The 24,100-nt window shown below is 50.3% G+C and carries 13 protein-coding genes; 5 read left to right on the top strand and 8 right to left on the bottom strand.

Annotated elements, in window-relative coordinates; genetic code table 11:
* Positions 1 to 105: 105 nt before the first annotated feature.
* Positions 106 to 3,189, bottom strand: a complete 3,084-nt coding sequence (locus RUDLU_RS0110685; RefSeq protein ID WP_027302952.1) for a SusC/RagA family TonB-linked outer membrane protein — start codon at positions 3,187 to 3,189, stop codon at positions 106 to 108.
* Between the two features lie 495 nt (positions 3,190 to 3,684).
* Here RUDLU_RS0110685 and RUDLU_RS0110680 point away from each other — a divergent pair, with 495 nt between their 5' ends.
* Together RUDLU_RS0110680 and RUDLU_RS0110675 are read left to right on the top strand one after the other, a co-directional pair.
* The gene (locus tag RUDLU_RS0110680) at positions 3,685 to 6,672 is read left to right on the top strand and encodes an FAD-binding and (Fe-S)-binding domain-containing protein (protein WP_019988372.1); all 2,988 of its coding nucleotides are present in this window, start codon (positions 3,685 to 3,687) and stop codon (positions 6,670 to 6,672) included.
* Between the two features lie 164 nt (positions 6,673 to 6,836).
* The gene (locus RUDLU_RS0110675; RefSeq protein WP_019988371.1) at positions 6,837 to 8,801 is read left to right on the top strand and encodes a M1 family metallopeptidase; all 1,965 of its coding nucleotides are present in this window, start codon (positions 6,837 to 6,839) and stop codon (positions 8,799 to 8,801) included.
* Between the two features lie 139 nt (positions 8,802 to 8,940).
* Here RUDLU_RS0110675 and RUDLU_RS0110670 read toward each other — a convergent pair whose 3' ends face one another.
* The 4 genes from RUDLU_RS0110670 to secA all read right to left on the bottom strand — a co-directional run bounded on the left by RUDLU_RS0110670 (position 8,941) and on the right by secA (position 15,824).
* Positions 8,941 to 9,879: a 3-oxoacyl-ACP synthase III family protein gene (locus tag RUDLU_RS0110670; RefSeq protein WP_019988370.1), complete on the bottom strand. Its 939-nt coding sequence runs from the start codon at positions 9,877 to 9,879 to the stop codon at positions 8,941 to 8,943.
* Between the two features lie 150 nt (positions 9,880 to 10,029).
* Positions 10,030 to 11,166: a glycosyltransferase gene (locus tag RUDLU_RS0110665; RefSeq protein WP_019988369.1), complete on the bottom strand. Its 1,137-nt coding sequence runs from the start codon at positions 11,164 to 11,166 to the stop codon at positions 10,030 to 10,032.
* Entirely contained in the window at positions 11,150 to 12,244 is a 1,095-nt protein-coding gene (locus RUDLU_RS0110660; protein WP_019988368.1) for a hypothetical protein, read from the bottom strand. Before RUDLU_RS0110660 ends, RUDLU_RS0110665 begins: the two co-directional genes overlap by 17 nt.
* A gap of 175 nt (positions 12,245 to 12,419) precedes the next feature.
* The gene (gene secA, locus RUDLU_RS0110655; RefSeq protein ID WP_019988367.1) at positions 12,420 to 15,824 is read right to left on the bottom strand and encodes a preprotein translocase subunit SecA; all 3,405 of its coding nucleotides are present in this window, start codon (positions 15,822 to 15,824) and stop codon (positions 12,420 to 12,422) included.
* Positions 15,825 to 16,181: 357 nt separating this feature from the next.
* Here secA and RUDLU_RS0110650 point away from each other — a divergent pair, with 357 nt between their 5' ends.
* The 3 genes from RUDLU_RS0110650 to RUDLU_RS0110640 are packed head-to-tail and all read left to right on the top strand — an operon-like array spanning position 16,182 to position 20,632.
* Positions 16,182 to 18,599 (top strand): SLBB domain-containing protein, encoded by a 2,418-nt coding sequence (locus tag RUDLU_RS0110650; RefSeq protein ID WP_052316744.1) that lies wholly within the window; start codon positions 16,182 to 16,184, stop codon positions 18,597 to 18,599.
* A gap of 15 nt (positions 18,600 to 18,614) precedes the next feature.
* Entirely contained in the window at positions 18,615 to 19,673 is a 1,059-nt protein-coding gene (locus RUDLU_RS0110645) for a GumC domain-containing protein (RefSeq protein ID WP_019988365.1), read from the top strand.
* Positions 19,673 to 20,632, top strand: coding sequence for a GDP-mannose 4,6-dehydratase (locus tag RUDLU_RS0110640; RefSeq protein ID WP_019988364.1), 960 nt, complete (start codon positions 19,673 to 19,675; stop codon positions 20,630 to 20,632). The genes RUDLU_RS0110645 and RUDLU_RS0110640 overlap by 1 nt, the downstream gene beginning before the upstream one ends.
* Here the strand turns inward: RUDLU_RS0110640 and RUDLU_RS0110635 are convergent.
* The 3 genes from RUDLU_RS0110635 to RUDLU_RS0110625 all read right to left on the bottom strand — a co-directional run bounded on the left by RUDLU_RS0110635 (position 20,619) and on the right by RUDLU_RS0110625 (position 23,957).
* On the bottom strand, positions 20,619 to 21,773 hold the full coding sequence (locus RUDLU_RS0110635; protein WP_027302951.1) for a glycosyltransferase: 1,155 nt from the start codon (positions 21,771 to 21,773) through the stop codon (positions 20,619 to 20,621). The two genes, RUDLU_RS0110640 and RUDLU_RS0110635, sit on opposite strands and share 14 nt — an antisense overlap.
* A 105-nt stretch (positions 21,774 to 21,878) precedes the next feature.
* A complete protein-coding gene (locus RUDLU_RS0110630) occupies positions 21,879 to 23,009 on the bottom strand; it encodes a glycosyltransferase family 4 protein (RefSeq protein WP_019988362.1) in 1,131 nt (376 codons plus the stop codon).
* Complete coding sequence (locus RUDLU_RS0110625; protein ID WP_211220205.1) at positions 23,010 to 23,957, bottom strand: O-antigen ligase family protein; 948 nt, start codon at positions 23,955 to 23,957, stop codon at positions 23,010 to 23,012.
* Between the last annotated feature and the right edge of the window lie 143 nt (positions 23,958 to 24,100).

Here is a 24,100-nt window from a genome sequence, read left to right as displayed (position 1 = left end):
AAAAAAGTTAACAGTTCCTTGTACAAGCAAGAATTGTGTGTTGAACTAAATTGTTATACTTTTTCTTGAAATCTGTCTGGTGACAAATTCTGATGAACAAACAGATTAGAAGCCTACGCTAACACCAAAAGTGAAGGTACGGGCCGTCGGGAAAGCACCATAGTCAATACCGAGCGAGGGAATACCATCAATTGACTTGCTAACGTTCACCTCTGGGTCGATACCCGAGTAGCCCGTGAACAACAACAGGTTCTGACCGGTCACCGAGAAGCGGATGCTCTTGGCAAACGTAGTAGACTTCAACGGGAGGCTGTAACCTACCGTCAGGTTCGACAGACGTACGAAATCGCTCTTCTCCAGGAAGCGGGTCGAAACCAGCGGTGGGTTGAGGGCGTTTTCGGCGCTATTGGCTTCTTCGCGGGTTACGTTACGGCCATTACGCAGGTTACCCTTCGTAAATACAGCGTTGGCGGTGTTGTTGTAGATGTAGCCACCGGTTACCCCGTTGAGGAAGATGCTGGCGCTCCAGTTGCCATACGTGAAGTTGTTCGTCAAACCGAAGTTGAACGTCGGAATGGCGCTTCCCTGATAAACCAGTTGCAGCGAGGGGTCGGTGTACTGACCAAAACCGTTGTTATCATACCCTGCGAACGTTGGCATGAAGAACGAGAACAGCGGCAGATCGTTTACAATCCGTTGAGCAAAAGCACCTGTCAGACCCTGACCGTTGATTTCACCCGTGTTGTACAGACCTGAGAAGTTCGATACGCGGTTGCGCAGGAAGGTAGCGTTGGCCGATACGTCCCAGCGCAGTTTGCTCTGTGGCAAGATGTCGTAGTTAACAGCCACTTCCAAACCGCTGTTGATTACGTTGGCAGGCAGGTTGATCCAGCGGGCACGAGCCGGTGCCGGCGCAGCGTAAAGGGCTTCAAACAATAGGTCTTTGGTGTTCCGGTTGAAGTAGTCAACCGTAGCTGACAGACGACCGCCGAAGAAACCAAGGTCAACACCCGCACCATACTGCATGGTTTGCTCCCAGCGCAGGTTGTCGTTCGGCGTAATATCGCGGGCAACCCCTGAACCACTGTTTACAAACGCGAAGCGGTTACGAGTCAGCGTAGATGGGAACTCCTGGTTACCGGTGATACCCCAGTTACCACGAACCTTGATGTCTACACCCAGGTTTTTAGCAAACTCTTCCTGCGACACTTTCCAGGCGGCTGCGAATGCAGGGAACGTACCGTACTTGTTGTTAACACCGAATTTCGAAGAACCGTCAACCCGTACAGTAGCCGTCAGGAGGTACTTGTCCTGGATGTTGTAGTTCACCCGACCGAAGTATGACTGAAGCTCGCTCTGATCCCGGTCCGAACCACCTTCGTACGCTTTGTTCGTACCCAGGTTGTTGGCACCACCCAGGTTGTTGGTGTAGGGGAACAGCAGATCGGCCTCAGGAATGAAGCGGCTGGCGGCTACGAAGCTACCCAGGTTTTCAAACTTCTGGTACGAGAAACCGGCAACGGCGTCTATGGTACCAATACCCAGTTTCTTGTTGTACGACAGCGTATGCTCGATCAGACGTGACTGACGAGTCCGGTTCTGGATGAATGCTGATCCGGCGTTGTCCGTAATGTCGAAGCCAGGAATGTTACGGAGGATGTTACCCCGACGTTCGGCCCGGGCGTTGTCCAGACCAAAGTTCATCTTGTACGACAACCCTTCGGTAATCTTCCAGGTTGCACCCAGGCTGGCGAGCGTACGAACGGTTTTCTGCTGATCGTCGATCATCTCAAGCAGAGATACCGGGTTACGGAACGTGTTACCGTTCGGGCGGCCGGCGCTGTTGTAGCCATCCGGGTTGAAGAAACGGCCCTGCGCATCACGAATTGGATACGTTGGGTTAGCCTGGATAGCCGCCGTGATCAGGTTACCCTGGAAACCAGCGTTGTCACCGTTAGGTACCAGAACGTCGGTCAGGCCCGACGTAGTCATCGACAGGTCAAGAACCACCTTATCGTTGAACAGCTCGTGTGAAGCATTGATCCGGCCAGTCAAACGACGCAGCGCGGCTTTCTTAATAACACCTTGCTGATCGGAGTAACCCAGCGACATCTGGTAGCGCGTGTTGTCGTTACCACCACCGTAGCTGATGTTGTAGTTTTGCGATACACCCGTGCGCAGAATAGCGTCCTGCCAATCGGTGCTGGCACCACCATTTACAGATGGGGTAGTGGGGTCGCCACCCGCCCGGCGAACAGCGTCAGGATACTCGCTGGCATTGAGCAGGTCATACTTGCGCAGTACGCTTGAGATACTCGTGTTAGCCGAGATGTTCAGGGTCTGAGCGCCTGCCTTGCCTTTCCGGGTCGTGATCAAAACAACCCCGTTGGCACCCCGGGCACCGTAGATAGCGGCAGCCGACGCATCTTTCAGAACTGAGATGTTCTCGATGTCGTCGGGGTTCAGGAAGTTCAGCGGGTTACGCGCAGGCTGACGGCCCGTACCGAAGTTCCGGTCACCGTTCGACACATCGCCACCGTCGAGAGGCACGCCGTCAACAACGAACAGAGGGTTGTTGTTAGACCGCAGCGAAGCCGTACCACGGATACGAATGTTGATACCTGCACCTGGCTCACCACTGGCAGGCGTAATCTGGATACCAGCCGCCCGGCCCTGGAGGAGTTGCTCAGGCGATGCAATCACCCCTTTGTTGAAGTCTTTCGAGCCGAGTGCAACTACTGAACCGGTTGCATCTTTCACCTTTTGCGTACCGTAACCAATCACGACAACTTCGCTCAGCGTTTTGTTGTCTTCGGCCAACTGTACGTCAACGGTAGTGCGGTTACCAACAGCTACTTCCTGTGAGGTGTAACCAATCGAGCTAAAAATCAGGGTAGCGTTGCCACCCACATTGTTCAGACGGTAGTTACCGTCGGCATCGGTCGTGGTTCCCCGCGACTCACCTTTAACCTGTACCGTTACGCCGGGGATCCCCACGCTGCTGGCGGTTACCTTACCCGAAACGGTTTGGCCCTGAGCCCAGGCTGACTGTACGGTTACCAGAACCATTAGCGTCAGCATGGCTATAAAACTAAGCCATGTGGTGCGTCCAGACGACTGGAGTTGGCGGTTGCCAACCTGACCTACGTTGCCAACAAACTGGCTTCTTGTGTAGGATTTGTCCATCATAGGTTTTTGAAAAAGTTTGAAAAATAGTTGGGCGTTTTGTGGCTTGCGAAGGAAATAATTAACCACTCACGGTAAAACAGGCAAGTAAATGTCATAATTACCATCCTTTGAGTAGTAGCACGTGGCCAACTGATCTTGAGGTAACTTAGCATCTTTGCCTGATGGAGTAGAACATTACCGGCAAACCATTAAGCAAATTACAATCTGTGATTCTTAAAATACAAATGAGTGCCTGCTAAAATGCAGTAAGAGTAGGTTAAAATGGTATTAGTTTGTAAAATAGTCGTGACAAAGGTTTTTGCACTATAGTTATATAATTTCGAGAATTTTGTAGTCATTCACAATTACTTAGCCTTATAAAAAAGGCCGTAGAATATAATTATTTGTAGTCCCGATAGGTCTGAATTTGAGAGCTTCCATATCTAAAAAAATGTTAATTTTGGGGTGCATTTTTTACGAAAAAGAGGTCTCTTTTCGTAGTACATTCCTACTCCAATGGCTTATATGCGACCGCAGCTCGACGGCGAGTTTTTCGACGATGATACCATTCGTATAGTATACGCAACAGATGCTTCGGCTTACCGGGAGAAGCCAGCCGCCGTGGCAATGCCTAAAACCATTGCTGATTTGCACCGGCTCATCGAATACGCTCGCTCTAACAAGCTGTCACTCATTCCACGTACGGCCGGTACATCACTGGCGGGGCAGGTGGTTGGCAACGGTGTTGTAGTCGACGTATCGAAGCATTTCAACCAGATTCTGGAGATTAACCCGGCCGAGCGTTGGGTACGCGTGCAGCCGGGGGTAGTTCGCGATGAACTGAACCTCTTGCTAAAGCCCTACGGTCTGTTTTACGGCCCTGAGACCTCAACGGCCAACCGGGCTATGATTGGCGGGATGGTGGGCAATAATTCCTGCGGCTCCAACTCGGTCGTGTATGGATCGGCACGGGAGCATTTACTATCGGTAAAGGCCATTCTGGCCGACGGTTCGGAGGTGGAGTTTTCGGCCACCGAGTCTGCTCAGTTTAGTGAGCGCGTACAGCAGGCAGCCGGAAAAAATGGGTCGGCCTCGCTGTTAGACAAGATTTACCTCCAAACAAACACTATGCTGTCGGATTCGGCCAATCAGGCCGAGATTCGCCGGAACTTCCCAAAGCGCAGTATCGAACGACGCAACACTGGCTATGCCCTGGATATGTTGCTCGATTGTGCACCGTTTACCCCCGACGGTGAACCGTTCAACTTCTGCAAACTCATTGCTGGCTCGGAAGGAACGCTCTGTTTCCTGACCGAAATCAAACTTAACCTGGTACCGCTACCGCCCAAAGAGTCGGGTTTGGTGGCTGTGCACTGCCAGTCGATCGACGAGGCCCTGCGCGCTACGCTGGTTGCCTTGAAATACCGGCCGTATGCCGTAGAGGTAATCGATGATATTATTCTGGAGCGGGCCAACACCAATGCCGAGCAGCGCAACAACAGCTTTTTTGTGCAGCGTCGGCCCGTAGCGGTACCCGCCGAAAACGAAGCTACTCCCGGTAGCAGCGAAGCAGGGGCTTTCCCGATTATTCTGGTTGTTGACTTATCGCGCGACACCCGCGAGGAGGTGGCCCAACTGGCCGCCCAGATGGAAGCCGAAATGCGGGCCGCCGGGATGGGCTATCACTTTCCGCTGCTGTTTGGGGATGACAGCAAGAAAATCTGGACACTCCGCAAGGCCGGGCTGGGTTTGCTGGGCAACCTGCCGGGCGACGAGAAGGCGGTAGCCGTGATTGAAGATACAGCCGTGGACGTGCATGATCAGCCCGACTACATCCGCGACTTCAATGATATTCTGAAAAAGCACGGCATGACCTCGGTGCACTATGCACATGCCGGCTCGGGTGAGCTGCACCTGCGCCCGATTATCAACCTGAAAACGGCCGAAGGGCACCGGCAGTTTCGGATGATTGCCGAAGAAATTGCCGCTCTGGTGAAAAAGTATGATGGTTCGCTCTCGGGTGAACATGGGGATGGCCGCCTGCGGGGTGAGTTTATCCCGAAAATGGTGGGGCCGCACAATTACGAGCTGATGCGGCAACTGAAGCATACCTGGGACCCTGAAGGTATTTTCAACCCCGGCAAAATTGTAGAAACGCCCCCGATGGATACGTTTCTGCGGTACGAAGCTGGTCAGCAAACGCCGGCTTTTCAGACCTATTTTCGGTACAAGGATCAGGATGTTCTGCAACATGCCGAACAGTGCAATGGGTCGGGCGATTGTCGCAAAACGCACCTTTCGGGCGGAACCATGTGCCCCAGCTACATGGCTACCCGTAATGAAAAAGATACAACCCGCGCCCGGGCCAACATCCTGCGTGAGATGCTCACCCGCTCGCCTAAAGAGAACCGTTTCGACCATCACGAGATCAAGGAGGTGTATGACCTCTGTCTGTCGTGCAAAGGCTGTAAGTCGGAATGCCCCTCGAATGTCGACGTGGCCAAGCTGAAAGCCGAATTTTTGCAACATTATTACGATGCCAACGGTGTGCCGGTGCGGTCGCGGCTGGTGGCCAATTTTACCCGGTTGGCGGGGCTGGCAAGCTACGTACCCTGGGCCTGGAATGGGGTATTGGGTACACCGGCGCTCCGGCGGATAGCCAACGGACTCGTTGGGTTCCACCCCGACCGGTCGATGCCTTTACTGAGCAAACAAACGTTGCGCAAGTGGTTCGGTAGCTCGTCGCGGCACGTACATCGCGGGCCATCAAATGGCCGTAAGCTCTACTTCTTTTGCGACGAGTTTACCAACTTCAACGATGTTCAGATTGGGCAGAAAGCCATTCAACTGCTCGAACGGCTGGGGTATGAGGTGATAATGCCCCAGCATGGCGAAAGCGGCCGGGCAGCCCTCTCAAAAGGTTTGTTGAAGATGGCCCGCAACATGGCCGAGACCAACGTGCGGGCACTGGCCGGGCTGGTAAGCGACGAAACCCCGCTGGTGGGTATTGAACCCTCGGCTATTCTGACCTTCCGCGACGAATATCCCGACTTGGTGGGTGAGGAACTGGCTGCCGATGCCCGCCGATTGGCTAAGCAGGCGCTCACGTTTGAGGAGTTTATGGCCCGTGAAATCGACGCCAAACGAATCCGGTCGGAGCAGTTTACAACCGATACCCGCCTGATCAAGCTGCACGGGCATTGTCAGCAAAAGGCGGTATCGTCGTTGGTACCGAGCAAAAAAATGCTGTCGTTACCTCAGAATTATTCGGTACAGCTGATTCCTTCGGGTTGTTGTGGTATGGCAGGCTCGTTTGGGTACGAGAAAGAGCACTATGACATTTCGATGCAGATTGGCGAGTTGGTGCTGTTACCGACGGTTCGGCAGCAACCGGCCGATGTGCTCATTGCTGCGGCTGGTACCTCTTGCCGGCATCAGATTCACGACGGTACTGGCCGCACAGCCCAGCACCCGGCCGAAATTCTGTACGAAGCCCTGCGATAGATGACTAAACCTCAACCTGTATTCGTTAAGTAGTTTATGGTTTGTGGTTTTGGGTTTACCGTTTGGGCGGAGGGTCTGTGCCGGTCGCTCTGAGTTTAAAGCGGTGAATTATTTGATTACAAAGACGTAATACACGTTTCTGCCTACGGCCTAACAATCAATCAATGAAGAACAAACTTCTGGTGGCAGCCTGCCTTTTAGCCGGGCAAGTGCTGGCTCAGTCCACCTCATCAACAAGTACCTCGAAGTACGACCCGAAGGAATTATTCCACCCGCTCTTTAACATGCAGCCGGGCAACGATTTTCGGTCCAGCAGTGGAGCTCCCGGACCCCGTTACTGGCAAAATCGCGCTGATTACAGGATCAGCGTTACCCTCGATGAAAAGCAGGATTTGCTGACGGGTGAGGTAGAGATTACGTACAAAAATAACTCGCCTGAGAGCCTCCCTTTTTTGTGGCTTCAACTCGATCAGAACGCGTTTAGCGATACCTCACGGGCCGCCAAAACCACACCCGTTACCGGCGGTCGGTTTGGTAACCTGGATTTTAACGGCGGCATGACCATTACGTCGGTCACGGTCGATCAGGGAAAAGGGAAGGCGGCTCCCGTACCGTATTCCATCACTGATACCCGCCTACAGGTGCGGTTGGCCGAGGCTCTGAAACCCGGTGCCGATGCTATTAAAATCCGGCTGTCGTATGCCTTTAAAGTGCCCGAATACGGCTCCGACCGAATGGGACAGCTCAAACGCAAAGACGGGATCATCTATGAAATTGCGCAGTGGTATCCGCGCATGTGTGTATTCGATGATGTGGAAGGCTGGAACGTGCTGCCCTACCTCGGAGCGGGCGAGTTTTACCTGGAGTACGGCGATTTTGAATACGCTGTTACCGTGCCCTGGGATCATATTGTGGTGGGATCAGGCGAGCTTATCAACCCCGATGAGGTGCTGACCAAAGAGCAGATCCGCCGAATGGCTCAGGCCCGGCAGAGTGATAAAACGGTGATGTTGCGTACCAAAGAGGAGGTAACCAACCCTAATTCACGACCGAAGCAGTCGGGCCAACTGACGTGGCGTTTCCGTTGCCTCAATAGCCGTGATGTGGCGTTTGCTACCTCGCGGGCGTTTGTCTGGGATGCCGCCCGGATCAACCTGCCCAGCGGTAAAACCGCCCTTGCCATGTCGGCCTACCCCGCCGAAAGTGCCACCAACGACTCGTGGGGCCGCTCTACCGAATATGTGAAAGGCTGCATTGAGTTTTACTCCAAATACATTTACGAGTATAGCTACCCCGTAGCCACCAACGTAGCGGGTGTAGTAGGAGGCATGGAGTACCCCGGCATTGTGTTCTGCGATCACCGCGATAAAAAAGACGCACTTTGGGGCGTTACCGACCACGAATTTGGGCACAACTGGTTCCCGATGATTGTGGGTAACAATGAGCGCAAGTTTGCCTGGATGGACGAGGGTTTCAACACGTTTATCAACCTGCTGTCGACGGCCAACTTCAACAATGGCGAGTACAACCGCGAGCGAGGAACCATGCACGACATTGCTCCGGCGTTGTTTGGCCCTACCGAGCCCATCATGAGTATCCCGGATGTGCAGCAGAGCCGGAATCTGGGTATTCTGGCGTACTACAAACCCGGTATGGGACTGAAGTTGCTGCGTGATGTGGTCCTTGGCCCCGAACGGTTCGATTACGCGTTCAAGACGTATGTAAACCGTTGGGCCTTTAAACACCCAACGCCTTACGACTTCTTTCGGACGATGGAAGATGCTGCCGGTGAAGACCTTGGCTGGTTCTGGCGGGGGTATTTTTACGAAACCTGGAAACTTGACCAGGCTGTGCGGGAAGTGCGTTATATCGACAACAACCCGCAGCGGGGCTCGTATATCACCATCGAGAACATGGAGAAAATGGCCATGCCTGCCACCATCGAGCTAACCGAAACCACCGGTAAGAAGACGCGGGTAAACCTGCCCGTTGAGATTTGGCAACGGGGCGGCACCTGGACCTTTAAAGCGCCAACAACCGCTAACCTGCGTTCGGTAGTCATCGACCCCGATGAGAAGCTACCCGACGTAAATCCACGCAACAACACCTGGAAGCCCGACGCGCAGTAGTAGAACGGGGTGAAAGCAGACGGGAAAAAGGAAAAGGAGAAGGGCAACAAGGCAGCTTCCCACCTTTTTTCCGTCTCCTTTTTCCTTTTGGAGATGACATCTTGTTTCGGGAGATGTCATCTCTGCTTTATTTTCTTCCTTATTTCCGAATCACCATGGCTCCGTACGAGTAGCCACCGCCAAATACGGTAACCACAATATGCTGCCCCGGCTGGAACATCGACCAGTTTTCGGAGAGGGCAATAGCGCAGCCCGCACAACCGGTATTACCCAGCCGCTGAATGTTGGAGAGGAGTTTCTCTTCGGGAAGCCCGAGCGTATTCATCACGTTGCGTGATATACGTAAGTTGGCCTGATGAGGCAGTACATAATCAACCTGATCGATCGTAAGACCACACCGCTCCAGCGCCTGTTGGCTTGCTTTGGGCATGTACGTACAGGCATTGATAAACACGTCGCGTCCGTTGGGCATAATCACGCCTTGTTCCAGCGGTTTCAGTACCACGGCTTCGGTCGCTTTGCCGGTATGGGCTGCTCCGCCCGTTAGGAGGCTCAGTACCTCGAAATCCCCTTCGGCCCCACGTTCTTTCGTAATCAGCAGGGCCGATGCGCCGTCGCCCCATAAGTGCCCCGATACTTTATCCTGATCATTGTTGTAAGCTGTATTGTGTTCCGATACCACGACCAACGCTCGCTTGGCCTTGTTGAGGGCGAAATACCCCTCCACAATCTCGATGGCATTCAGCAGCGACGAGCAGGCCGATGAAATCGAAACGACCGGTATGTCGGCAATACCCAGGTGATGCTGTACCACGTGGGCCAGCGTGGCGATGGTGTCGTGTGGGGTATAGGTAGCACCCACAATCAGATCCACATCTGAGAGGTCGGCCTGCTCTTGAAGGCGGGTCACGGCCTCAACCGACATCGTGTTGGTGTTTTCGCCGGGGGCTGCCTTGCGCCGTTCGGCTATACCCGTTCGCTCAATAATCCATTCGTTCGATAGACCGTTGAGTTGAGTAAAATGTTCGTTACCAACTACCTGCGTGGGCAGGTAATGACTAACTGCATGAATATACATCCTGTCCAAAACTAAACGTATCTGGTACTAAGCCGTTGGTGACTTTTAATCCCCAAATAGCTTAACCAGCCATTGAATCCGAAAGTTAAGTGTTTCTAAGGGAACATATCACTTTTTGCTAAAAGAATACTATGGTATCTTATTAAAAGTCTATAATTTGTACAATTCCAGTAATTTTTTGGCTTCTGTAGACCAACTATAGTGATCGTATGCGGCCCGTTGTCCATTTAGACCTAGCTGATTGGCCTCACCAGGGTTCGAAACAAGCCGTTGGATGTGTGCGCAAATAGTCCCAATATCGGTCGGATCAACACAAAAGCCGCACTCGTGTCGCTCAACAACGGACCGGTACAAAGGGAAGTTAGACGTGATCACGGGAAGCCCCAGGCTCATGTACTCAAAAAGTTTGGACGGATAGGAGCCGGGATAGTCGCCAAGGGGCTTGAGCAGCGCCAACCCGGCCGTGCATTGTTGAAGTATCGGGAAGGCTACCGACTGGGGTACATGGCCGTAAACAATCAGCTCCGCAGCAACGTCATTGTAGTAGGGGAGGGCGTGAAGCGTAGCCTTATCAACGGCCATTCGCCCAAACAGGTGAAGATTTACGGTCAATCCGTTCTGCTTTAAGTGGGCTACCACCGCCAGCATGGTGTCGAGCCCCCGGTCGAGGGTAATCAGGCCCAGATAGCCCAGATGGATCGTTTGAGGTGATAAAGCTAACTCCATAGCGGGTAAGCCGGTTAGCGGTTGGGTTGTTTGGGTAGCAAGGCTCCGTTCCGGAAAGTTGTGCACAATAGCATACGGAAGCCGTAACGAGGTGTACTCGGTCAGGTAGCTATCTTCCGTAAACACAAACGAGCAGTACCGCCGGGCCAACCGGTCGAATCCGTTGAATAAGACTTGCAATGCCGGATGATTATTGCGGGGTTTCCGCCCAAATTTCAGCCGGAGATTTTCCTGAACTTCGTAAACGACCCGCCCGCCAAAGCACCGAAACAGGAGTGCCACTGGCAACAGTTCGGGCATGAAAATGTGCAAAATCCGGGGTCGTAAGCGCAGCAGATACCAGCAAACAACCGGATGAACCAAGAGCCCCCGAACCAGTAACCTTGGGTGGGTAGGCAACACACCGGCCGATGTACGTGTGCGCCAGGGCAACAGGCTATGCACGTCGTAGACGTCGGCCAGTGTTTCGATTGTTTTCAGAATCCGCGGATCGCCCGGCGGGTGGGCCGGACTTACGCAAAGAACCCGTGCGGGAGCAGGCTCCTTACTTTTTGATGCCATACATTTTCAGGTCAGCATCGATGCGGGCATTCCAGCGCTCCTGAGCCGCTACGTTCAGGCCGTGGTTGGTTTCGCTGTCGTACAACTCCTGCAAGCGGCTCATTTCGCGGTACGATTCCAGAAACTGGTACTGAATGTTACTGTTGTAGTCTTCAATGCTCAGGCTATCCGGGTGGAGCTTGCTTTTGAACCGCTCCGTAATGATCCGCGCAATGTCGAAGTGCCGTTGCTCGTGGTTCAGGCTATAGGCATTCAGGGCCGGGGGTTTTACCCATGAGCTGCTTTTGAGCATAAACGTTTTCATGGTCAGGGTAAGCTCCACAGTCCCGTTGACAACTTTGCTGCGGCCCTCGTAGGCAAAGTTGGGGTTAATTTCGGCCGCGTACCGGCTTGCCGTACGGGGTGGGGCCTGAAAATCGGCCCAGGTTAGCGGCCGGTCCAGACTGTAAAACACCGTGTCGTTGTCGCGGTTGCGTACGTAATCCTGAAGCACCAGATTGATTCGGGTTGCCAATCGACTATCTGAGAGACCTTCCTTTTTAATGTATGCATCAAAAGCCCGGAGCGAGGCCACTACACTTTGGCGCAGGCTCTGCTCTACGACCTGCGTCTGACTGGCCGGGCGCGTGTATTGCCCCTTCGTTCTGAACTCATTCAGCTTAACCGGAATGGCTTCCCCGTCGGCGTTGCGCAGAAGTTCAAACGTAACGGCAAAGTTGAGGGTACCGCTGATTCGGTTACCCTGAGCGGTTTCTACTACTTTACATTCACGGAGCCGCATGGCCACTGCTCGCGTGCTTTTGTTTTGTTTCAGATTTTGTCGGATAAACTGCCCGATCCCGGCTGCCGTGCCACCCGGCAAATCGACACTCGTAGCGGGTTGTCCCGCGGCCGTAAACCACCGCCCGAAACCGGGGGTTGGGCGGGCGTCGGTTACGGTAGCTATGTAGTAGGTAGCCGGTGTAAACCCGAGTGATTCTGGCTGAAGGGTAAGGATATCGCCCGACGGCCGTGCCGAGAAAAACAAGGCAAACAAACTGATAGAGAGGGTTGTAATCACCCCAAGGCGGTTGTTCATTGTCTGGCTGTGCGAAGTAAGCCCGGCTTACTAACGCTAAAACAGGTAGTGTGTCCGCATTGGTTCAGAAGCAAAGAAACCGGGCAGATTCTGGAAATCTGCCCGGTTTCGGAAGGTTGTTAAAGCAATAGACCTTGCAGGTTTCTAAAACCTGCAAGGGTTTGAAAAACGCTTGTTAGTCAATCAGCATGGCCCGTCCGGTCATGATGTCGTTTTCAACCGTCTTATATTTTACGTCACGCTTCACAGAGCCGTCGGCATACTGAACGTTTACGCGGGCGTTGCGATCAACCTTGTTCACACGCGTCGGCATCTGCCGGGGCATGGGTGGCGCACCTGCACCCATGGCTTCATTCTGGGCCATGCGACGGGCGTACTCTTCGGGGCCCGTTGCCAGATGGTCGTCGTCGAAATCATCCATGTTGGTGTACAGCTCGGGCTGAGGCTCCGGATAGCGTTGCTCAGGGGCCTGCCGTACCTCCTGCTCAATCTCCTGCGGGTCCTGCGCCGGAATGTCGGCCCGTGTCAGGAAGCTGATCGTATCGAAGTTGACCTTGCTCAGGAATCGTTTGAACAGTTCGACCGATTCAAATTTGTAGACAAGCAAGGGGTCTTTCTGCTCGAAAACGGCGTTCTGAACGGACTGTTTCAGATCGTCCATCTCGCGCAGGTGCTCTTTCCACTCTTGATCGATAATCGACAGCGACACGGCTTTTTCCATCTCGGTCGTGAGCAGTCGCCCACCCGAAGCAACGGCCTCGCGTAAGTCGGCTACTACCTGCAACTCGTGCAGACCATCCGAGAACGGCACCACGATGTTACGGATCTGATGGCCCTGATGCTCGAGTACCTGCGTCAGTACGGGCAACGCCTTTTCGGCAATGGCACTGTTTTTATCGGCATAATGGGTCTCGGCTTCCTCGTACAGCCGCCGAACCTGATCGGCTTTCTTCAGTTTCACAAACTCGTCGCGGCTGAGGCCGGTTGTCACGCCGAGTGACGTGAGCATTTGAAGCTGCACCTCATCGAAATTGCCTTCGGCATTGGTCACGATGTCTTCGCAAACGTCGTACATGATGTTGGCAATATCGAGCGACAGACGGTCGCCGAAGAGGGCATTGCGCCGACGTTTGTAGATAGCCTCCCGCTGGTAGTTCATCACGTCGTCGTACTCAAGCAGCCGCTTCCGAATACCGAAGTTGTTTTCCTCGACTTTCTTCTGGGCGCGCTCTATCGACTTGGTAATCATCGAGTGCTGAATCACTTCGCCTTCTTCGAGACCCATCCGGTCCATCACGCGGGCAATCCGGTCGGAACCGAACAGACGCATCAGGCTATCTTCGAGCGAGACAAAAAACTGCGACGTACCCGGATCGCCCTGACGACCCGCCCGGCCGCGCAACTGCCGATCGACCCGGCGCGACTCGTGCCGCTCCGTACCGATGATGGCCAACCCGCCCGCTGCTTTCGACTCAGGCGTAAGTTTGATGTCGGTACCCCGGCCGGCCATGTTCGTGGCAATGGTTACGGTACCCGGCTTACCCGCTTCGGCCACAATTTCGGCCTCGCGTTGGTGATACTTCGCGTTCAGAACCTGATGCGGAATTTTGCGGAGCGTGAGCAGGCGGCTGAGCAACTCGGAGTTCTCGACCGACGTAGTACCCACGAGTACCGGGCGTCCTTTCTGTACGAGATCGTTGATCTCATCAACCACAGCGTTGTACTTCTCCCGCACCGAACGGTACACTTTATCTTCCTCGTCTTTGCGGCTAATGGCCCGGTTGGTTGGGATAGCCACTACGTCGAGTTTGTAAATCTGCCAGAATTCAGAGGCTTCCGTTTCGGCCGTACCCGTCATACCACCCAATTTGTGGTACATCCGGAAGTAATTCTGGAGGGTGATTGTGGCGTAGGTTTGGGTGGCATCTTCTACCTTCACACCCTCTTTGGCTTCAACAGCCTGATGCAAACCATCCGACCACCGGCGACCTTCCATGATCCGGCCTGTCTGCTCGTCCACAATTTTTACCTTGCCGTCCATGATCACGTATTCCGTGTCACGTTCAAACAGGGTGTAGGCTTTCAGCAGCTGATTTACGGTATTGATCCGCTGCGTTTTGACCGAGTAATCCCGAATGATGGCCTCTTTGTGCAGAATCTTCTCCTGATCGCTCAGCTCGCCATCTTTCTCGACTTCATTGAGGTCGATCGACAGGTCGGGCAGGATAAAGAAGTTGGGGTCTTCGCCCGAGCCGGTGATGTAGTCGATGCCTTTTTCGGTCAGGTCGATGTTGTTGTGCCGCTCATCAATGGTGAAATAAAGCGGAGCATCGGCCTCGGGCATCAGTTTCTGGTTTTCGGCCAGATAGATCGATTCGGTCTTTTGCAGAATCTGCTTTACGCCCGTCTCGCTCAGGTATTTGATGAGTGGCTTATGTTTGGGCAGACCCCGGTACGCCCGGAACAAGGCCAAACCGCCTTCTTTATCGTCGCCAGCGGCAATTTTCTTTTTGGCTTCGTTGAGCAGGTCGTACACCAGCTTCTTCTGAGCTTCTACCACACGCGATACGCGCGGCTTCAGTTCAATGTAATCCTGCTCGTCGCCACGGGGTACCGGGCCCGAAATAATCAACGGAGTCCGGGCGTCGTCGATCAGGACCGAGTCGACCTCATCGACCATCGCGAAATGGTGCTTGCGCTGCACGAGCTCATCAATACCGCGCGCCATGTTGTCGCGCAGGTAATCGAAGCCAAATTCGTTGTTGGTTCCGTACGTCAGGTCAGCGAGGTAAGCGTTTTTCCGGGCTTCGGAGTTAGGCTGATGCTTGTCGATGCAATCAACGCGCAACCCGTGGAATTCGAAGAGTGGCCCGTTCCATTCGGAGTCGCGCTTGGCCAAGTAGTCGTTTACGGTAACGATATGCACCCCGCGCCCGCTCAGGGCATTCAGAAACGCCGGGAAGGTCGAAACAAGGGTTTTACCTTCACCTGTTGCCATTTCGGCAATTTTACCCTGATGCAGTACAACCCCGCCTATAATCTGCACATCGTAATGCACCATGTCCCACTTAATGCGGGTACCGGCGGCATCCCAGGTGTTGGCCCAGTAGGCTTTGTCGCCCACGATCTGCACGTTACTTTTCCGGAACGACAGCTCCCGGTCGTACTCGGTAGCGGTCACTTCAAGTTGTTCGTTCTGGGCAAAGCGCCGGGCGGTTTCTTTCACCACGGCAAAGGCCTGCGGTAGAATATCGAGGAGTACCCGTTCCAGTTCTTTATTCCGGTCGGTTTCGAGCTTATCGATTTGGTTAAAGATCCGCTCTTTAGCGTTGACGTCCATGTCGGGTTGGTCATTAATCTGCCCCCGCAGGCCATCGAGCTGATTGTCAATCGGCTGCAACTCCTGAGCAATGTGCGCCTTCAGTTCGGCGGTCAGCTGACGGAGTTCGTCGTTGGAAAGGTCTTTCAATCGGGCAAACTCAGCGTTCACTTTCTCGACGTAGGGCAGCAGTTCTTTAATGTCCCGCTGCGACTTGGTGCCGAAAAATTTGGTAATGCCCTTGGTGATGAGATTAATCATTTCGTTGGATCAAAAGTCAGAGGTATGCTGGTCTACATCGGCTAGCCTGTAACAACAAAACAAACGATTGGGGTCCGGTATTTGCCTCCTGACGTAATTTTCTACAAAATTAGTTTATTAGACGGGTACTGCAAGAACCGCTCCGTATCGTCTTTTTACCCGATTTGGCAGAGAACGTGACAGGATTTGTGAGGAGAGCCGCTGAGGTGACAATACGGCGTTCTCTGCCTATTGGATCTAGAGAATAGGATCAAATTGGATTCCATTCACTAAGAGCTCACACAACGGTACGTCATTTTAGGATTTTTCCGCTACTTTTGCCCTTCCTAATGAGGCATCTCATTAGTCCTTAGTTTCATGACTGTTTCCGACAAATTGTCAGTACATACCCATTCCCTACTTCGAAGTGCCCGCCTGATGCTGGTCTTCGTTTGTTTGTGGGGGGCCTGTGTTTCGGCACTGGCGCAGCAAACACCCTCCCGTGTTGATCAGCTTACCGATGAGCAGGTGGCCGAGTTCTACCGCCGGGCTCAGGCAAGTGGTTTATCCGAGATTCAGATCGAACAGGCGGCCATGAGTCAGGGCTATACGCTCGACGATATTGCCAAGATGCGTCGACGCATTGCGCAGATTCGTTCGCAAACTGCTAAACAAAACGGGCAGAGTGTGGCCGATACAGGTGTGGTCCGGTCCTTGCCGGGCGACCTCTCGCGGCCGTACCGGACTGGCCGTAACTCCGGGCGCAATATGGGCGTTCGCGACACGTCGTTGCTGCTGCCCAAACTCGATACCCTGAAACGCCCCGTCGTATTCGGAGCGTCGCTTTTTCAGAATGCCGACAAGGAAAACACGGGTAGCATTTTCGAGCCAAACCTTCGGATAGCCACTCCGCGTGGGTACATCGTTGGCCCCGACGATGAGATCATTATTGATATTTACGGAGCTTCGGCCGATAATTATAAGTTACGGGTTAGCCCCGAGGGAACGATCAAAGTGCAGAATCTGGCGCCGATTTTCGTATCGGGCCTAACCATTGAGCAGGCCGAACAGCGGATCATCGGCCGCTTGCGGCAGGCATATCAGGGATTGAACCGGCCGGGCAGCGGTACCTACGCTAACATATCGCTCGGTCAGATTCGGAGTATTCGCGTAACGCTCGTTGGCGAAGTAGTGCGACCGGGTACCTACACGATTTCGTCGCTCGGATCGGCTTTCAATGCGCTTTATCTGGCCGGAGGGCCCAACCCCGAAACGGGCTCATTTCGGCGAATCAGTGTTATTCGGGGTAACCGGGTCGTTCGGACCATCGATCTGTACGATTTTCTGCTCCGGGCCGACCAACGCGATAATATTCGACTCCAGGATCAGGATGTGATCCGCGTGGCTGACTACGAGGTGCGGGTGGAATTGGCCGGTGAGGTACGCCGTCCGGCTATCTACGAGGTATTGCCCGGCGAAAACCTCAAAACTGTTCTGGGGTTTGCGGGTAACTTCACCGACGAAGCCTACACGGCTTCCATATCGTTACGCCGAAATACGGCTCGTGAGCGTAAAATTCTGACGATCAGTCAGGAAGAGCTGGCCACGTTTGTGCCGCAACGCGGAGATAAATACACAGTAGGCCGGATTCTGGAGCGATACGAAAACCGGATTCAGATCACAGGTGCGGTAATGCGCCCCGGTGAGTATGCGCTCACGCCCGGACTGACAACCGTTCGGGAGTTGCTTCAGAAAGCGGAGGGACTTCGGAAAGATGCGTTTACCAACCGGGCGAATATTTACCGGGAGCGCGACAACATGGACACCGAGAACATTCCGTTCGATGTGGGCCGTTTGTTGAAGGGAGAAATTGCCGATATACCGTTACTGCGGCAGGATAGTGTGGTGGTGCAGTCGGTGCGTGATTTACGCGAAGAGTACACCATTCGGATCGAGGGGGCCGTGAATCGCCCGGACATTTACCCATTTGTTAATAACCTGAGCGTGGCCGACCTGATTGCACTGGCGGGTGGCTTTCAGGAGGGAGCATCGGCCTCTCGTATCGAAGTGTCCCGTCGTATCCGGCAGGATACCGTGTCGGGCAGTAGCCCAAATACAGTCAAAATTTTCACGTTTACGGTCGATAAAGACCTTAAGATTAGCGATGGGGCAACGCAGTTTGTACTTGAGCCCTTCGATATTGTGGCAGTTCGGTCGGCTCCTTTTTACGAGCGGCAGCAGCGTGTTTTTGTCGATGGAGAAGTCATGTACCCAGGCAACTACGCTATCCTGAACCGTACCGAGCGGGTAACGGATCTCATCAAACTGGCAGGTGGCTTGAAAAATGCCGCTTATCTGGCGGGCGCTCAGTTCAAGCGAAAAGGGAATCTGGTAGCTACCGATTTGCGCCAGGTACTGGAAAACCCCGGTAGCGAGCAGAACATCCTGTTGGAAGATGGTGATAGTTTGTTTGTCAGCCGAAAGTCGGAGGTAGTTAGTGTACAAGGCGCCGTGCTGAATCCTGTCCTGGTCAATTTTGAGCAGAAGTTCAGTATCAATGATTACATTCAGCAGGCTGGCGGTTTCACTGAAAATGCCCGGCGGAAAAAGACATACATCACGTACCAGAATGGCCGGAAAGATGTAGGTCGTTCATCAAGAGTAGAGCCCGGCTCGACAATTGTGGTGCCCTTCAAGCCCATGGAAACGAATAAACTTAGCGCTGTTGAGCGGGTGAGCATCTTCTCTATTGTGGGTACATTAGTTATTACAGCACTCAGTCGAATTCAGTTTTAAGCCCTATCTCTTGTCATGACGCCACAGGATCCTGTTAAACCGCAGCAGCGTGAGTCGGACTCCGATGAGATCGAGATCCGATTGAGCGATATAGTTTATTTTTTGAAACGTAACAGATTATTAATTGCAGTTGGTGGAATAGTAGGTGCGTTGCTTAGCGGAATAATTGCGTTTTCGCAACGCAATGAGTTCACCTCTGTAATCACTGTTATGCCCGAGGTTCAACAGAAGGCGAGTAACATAGGTAGCTTGGGCTCTCTTGCCGGGCTTGCGGGGATTGATGTGACTAGTCTGGCCGGTTCTTCGGACGCAATCAGGCCGGATCTCTACACCAATGTGACACAGAGTGTCCCGTTTAATCTAGAATTACTCCGGCAGAACGTCAAATCTGTGGAATCGAATAAACCAGTCTCATTATTGAACTACATAGATGAGACTGAGAAAAGCTGGTTCGAATTTGGCAATGAAGCTAATGATGATCTGCCCCGAAAGGCAAGTGGAGAGCTTTTGCAGTTAACCAAAGACCAGGAAGAAAAGGTTAAAATACTCCAGAAGAGGATAGCTGTTATTTATGATAAGAAGTCTAGCATCGTTACAATTCAGTCTGTTATGACAGACCCAATTGTGGCAGCCATGACAGCACAGTACACGCTACAGTACCTTACTGACTATATCACCAGTTACCGAACAGAGAAAGCACGCAAGGAGGTTTCATTTTTAGCCGAACAGATGAAACAAGCCCGAGAGCGTTATCAGGCTGCTGAATTTGCATTGTCCAGTTACCGAGATCGCAATAGAAGCCTGTTCCTGAATACAGCTAAGATTGAAGAGCAACGTATTCAGGCTGATTATATGTTGGCACAAGACGTATATAACACACTATCTAAGCAGTATGAAACTGCTAAAATTAAAGTTGCAGAAAGCACACCTATCTTTAAAGTATTAGAACCAGCTAGGGTTCCATTAAAGAAGAGTGGCCCACAACGATCAATCATGATTTTAGCTGGTTCGATCATTGGGGTTTTTACAGTTATAATTGTTCAATTGCTTCGCCACTTGATGGCACGTCAATAATGAAGAGAGCTCTAATATGTGGTGTCTCAGGGCAAGATGGTGCTTACCTGTCTCAATTGCTCCTGCAAAAAGGATATGAAGTATATGGAGGATCTCGTGATGCGCAGATGTCCTCTTTTCAGAGTCTTGAGCGATTAGGAATTCGTAAGCAAATTAATCTCTTATCGGTCAGCATCAATGACTTCAGAAGTGTCCTACAAACTATACTGAAAGTAAAACCCGACGAGATATACAACTTGGCCGGTCAAAGTTCTGTGGGTTTATCGTTCGAACAACCAGTTGAGACATTAGAGAGTGTCAGTGTAGGAACTTTAAACCTACTTGAGGCAATACGTTTTAGTGGCCTTCCTATCCGCTTTTACAATGCAGGTTCGAGTGAATGCTTTGGGGATACGGGTACGCTAGCAGCTGATGAAACAACTCCTTTTCGGCCAAGAAGTCCCTATGGGGTAGCCAAAGCGGCAGCCTTCTGGCAAGTTGCAAATTACCGTGAAGCGTACAATATTCATGCAAGTACTGGCATCCTTTTTAATCACGAATCACCGCTTAGGCCCGAACGTTTTGTGACACAGAAAATAGTTTCTGTTGCCTGTAAGATTGCTCGGGGGAGTAACGAGAAACTAGTACTCGGCAATATTGACATTGCTCGAGATTGGGGATGGGCACCAGAATATGTTGAGGCTATGTGGCGGATGCTTCAACAGGACATAGCTGATGATTATGTTATTGCAACGGGCAAAACCTCAAGACTAAGAGATTTCATAGCTGCTGTCTTCAAGGCCCTAAATCTAAATTGGGAAGATCACGTAAGGTCTGATGCTCAGTTATTTAGACCGACTGATATTGCAGAAGGACACGCGAACCCTTCAAAAGCCCAAGCTTTGTTATCATGGAAGGCAAAGCTGTATATGGAAGAAGTCGCAGAGCTCATGGTAGATCATAAGCTCAAACTGTTTTAGCTGAAAGATCTTTGTTTCCGTAAAACTCATAGAATCTTCCTAAAACATACTCTTTGATTTTTTTAATAAATATCGATTCATCAAATTTTTCAGCATGTCGCCGTATAAATTCTGGATCGAACTCACTCTCTATCTTCTCGAATCGAATTACAGCATCTTCAAGGCTCTCAGAGGTTTGATCATCAAAAAAAAGAGCAGTTGATTCTGCGACCTTACCTATCAATTCTATTTGTGTTGTTAAAACTCCTCCTGCCTTGAATGCGATCACAGGCCTACCTGCTGCATTTGCTTCAAGGGGCGTGATGCCATAATCTTCATGTTGAGGAAATATAAAGGCTCTACAATTTGCATACAAATCAGATAATTGTTCTGCATTAAGATCACTCATAAATGTAATATTCTCTTTTGCCAATGCTTTGATCTCGTTTGCTTGAAGCCCCTTTCCTACAATCACTAAGGGATAGCCCAATCTGTTAAAAGCTTCTATAACCAGGTCAACTTTCTTGTAATACTCAAGCCTTGAAACAACTAAAAAGTATTTTTTTGGGTCGGGTGATGGTTTGAACTTAGCAACATTTACGGGTGGGTTAATAATCGATACGCTGTTTTTGATTTTATATGCATTAATTAAACGGTTTGCTGTTTCGTCTGTCATTGCGATATAATGATTTGGACGCTGCGCTGCAGCGAAATCGGTAAATCTTAACTGACGAACCACATATTCGAATAGTTTTTTCTTCCAACCTGTAGCGTTCAAATACTGTGAATAAGATGAAGGGTCCCAAGCTAACCGAAAAGGGGTGAAGCTGTAGCTTATTACTAAAGCTGAATCTCGAACCTTTACATACTTGGCACAGTGGGTTCCAGACATCAAAACAACATCAAACTGGCTCAGATCGTGTGACTGCATTGCCAAGATACCAAGAGGAAAAAATAATTTCTTCATGGTATCATCGGTTTTAACAAAGTGTTTTAGCCAAGAGGATCTGATATCACATGACTCAAATTCAGGGAAAGTTAAGTCGCTTTTATAGCAAAGAGTATATATAGGGGCTTGTGGAAAAGCTTTATGAAAACATAGAGCAACTTGTTCACCACCTCCTCTACACATTAGCCCGTCTTGTACTAGCGCAATTTTCATATACAGTAACTTTACTTTAAGTCTGCAAAGGTAGGGCTAAAATTATACTGTTTCCAGTATCAAGCAGTACCCATAGCCTACTCTGTGATGAGAGCAACTCGTTAATCAGGCAAGTCGATAAATTATATCCTCGAAGCAGGCTTGGGACTCTACCCAATTATATTCTTTGACTTTCTTTATACCCTTATATATCATTTCTGACTTTAATGCTGGATCAGATAAAACAGTAACAATACTTTTTGTTATTGAATCAGAGTTTAACGGGTCAAAGTAGATAACCGCATCTCCACATATTTCAGGTATACTGGCACGATCCGATGCTACCACCGGGCAACCGCAAGCCATTGCTTCAAGAGGAGGGAACCCAAACCCCTCATACAATGATGGAAAGGCGAATAAAGAGGCCATTGAATAGATTACAGGTAGATCTTTTGTGTCAACATACCCTGTGAAATGGACTTTTTTACGAATATTTTCATTCTGTTCGAGGGCTAGAAAAAGAGAGCTATCCTTCATAATAAATCCCTCTTTTTTTCCCACAATAAGGAGGTCAAGTTCGGGGAATTGATGATTTAATTGTGGAAGAATATCGACTAGTGCTTTTAAATTTTTGTTCGGCTTCACATTTCCGACAAATAAAATGTAATCAGTAGGCGTGTTGTATTTAACAGCTATCTCATTCTTTCTGTTAGCTCCGTAAGTAGCATTATATAAGCTTGTGTCAATTCCTAATGGGATTGTAATTATCTTATCAAGCCTAATTCCAGTGTGTTTAGAAATTTCTTTTTTTGAGAAATTTGAAATTGTAATAATCTGGTCAGAAAGATGTACAGCTGCATTAGTCATAATTTTTGCATACACCTTTTGAGCAGCTGTGAGAGAGTCCATATGTGCTAAGTGATACACATCGGGGACGGTAACCAATCTTTTCCTGGCCTTGATTGGACCTAATGGAATATTATAGTGAGGTGACCAAAAGACATCGCAACTTGGAATAAGTTTAGGCAGAGAAATCTGTTCCTTGATGGAGTAAATTGGAAAGCTTGCCTCAATATGATCCCATTTTTTATGTTTTCCGAAATGAGCTATACATTCTGAGTATTGTCCAATCAAAGTAACCGAGAATCGATCATTTGATATTAAATTCTTTATATAGTTATGAATATAAACACCAATTCCAGAGTTGTTTATCATTCTCACATCAGCGCATATGCGAACTTTTTTGTCAGAGCTCATTTAACCCTTTTTATTGTTTATGGAAGGAACTACTTCATTTCGTATACAAAAGTACACCCCGTTCAATAAACCGATGTGTACCCATAGATACGCTCTCAGTACGTTTTGATTAAAACACAAAATTAAGAACTCGAACAACAGGCTCCATACAAGGGCATTAATAAGTGTACAATCGTTAGTGTTTGTATTTCTAACATTAATCCTCCTTTTCACTTTTACTGTTGTAGAATAAATATAGTATACAAAGAATAGAAAGCCGATGGCACCACTGGCTGTCAGAACCTCCAGAAAAATATTCATACTAATATCATAGGGTTTTATCGTCTCCTGGGATATGGTGGTCACCCCTTTTTCAAAGGCAATTGCTTGAGACACACCCCCTAAGCTATAACCTTTCAGTGGGTTTTTAGCGAGTATATCAACTTGAGTCATAAAGCCATCCAACCGCTCGAGACTTGAATGTGCTGAGCCCCCCATTATACCCAATCCAGCAAGAAGAAAAGCAAGATTCTCGTTTTGAGCTATATATATAAATGCACCTGCTGTAATGCTGAAAAAAGCTATTATAAAAAGTGAAAGTTGTTTAATTCTCTTACGATTGAAAATAAGCTCATAAATGAGTAGTTGTATTGCGACAACTAAAATCCCCATACGAGAGGAACTTAAGAAAATGGCTAAAAAGGAGCAAGCACATGTATAAAATGGGAGCTTTCCATATCTGTCAAGATTACTTCTATATAGATAATAACTGAGTGAAAAGCCTATAAGTAAATAGGTTGAATAATAAGAGGGCTCATAGGAAAACCCGTTCAAACGAGGTAGTCGACCCTCTATCCACCACTGCTCAACTAATAAACTATACCCGAAGACACCAAATAAGAGTTGTAGGAAACCGAACAAGCTACAGCCGATGAATGAAATTAAGTAGAGCCTAATTGCAGCGTCCATGTCAAGTTTGGTTCTGATGAAATAGCCGCAACAGATAATAAAAACAAAATGAATATATAACCAGAGCAAATACCCAATACTTCGGCCGATAAGAGGCATATTGGGTATAAAAATGATTAATAAAAAAGACCATATTATGAAGG

This window comes from Rudanella lutea DSM 19387 (genome assembly GCF_000383955.1).
GTDB classification, from domain to species: Bacteria; Bacteroidota; Bacteroidia; order Cytophagales; family Spirosomataceae; genus Rudanella; species Rudanella lutea.
Note: the sequence above shows the minus strand (reverse complement) of the source record. Positions and strands in the feature narration are given on the sequence as shown.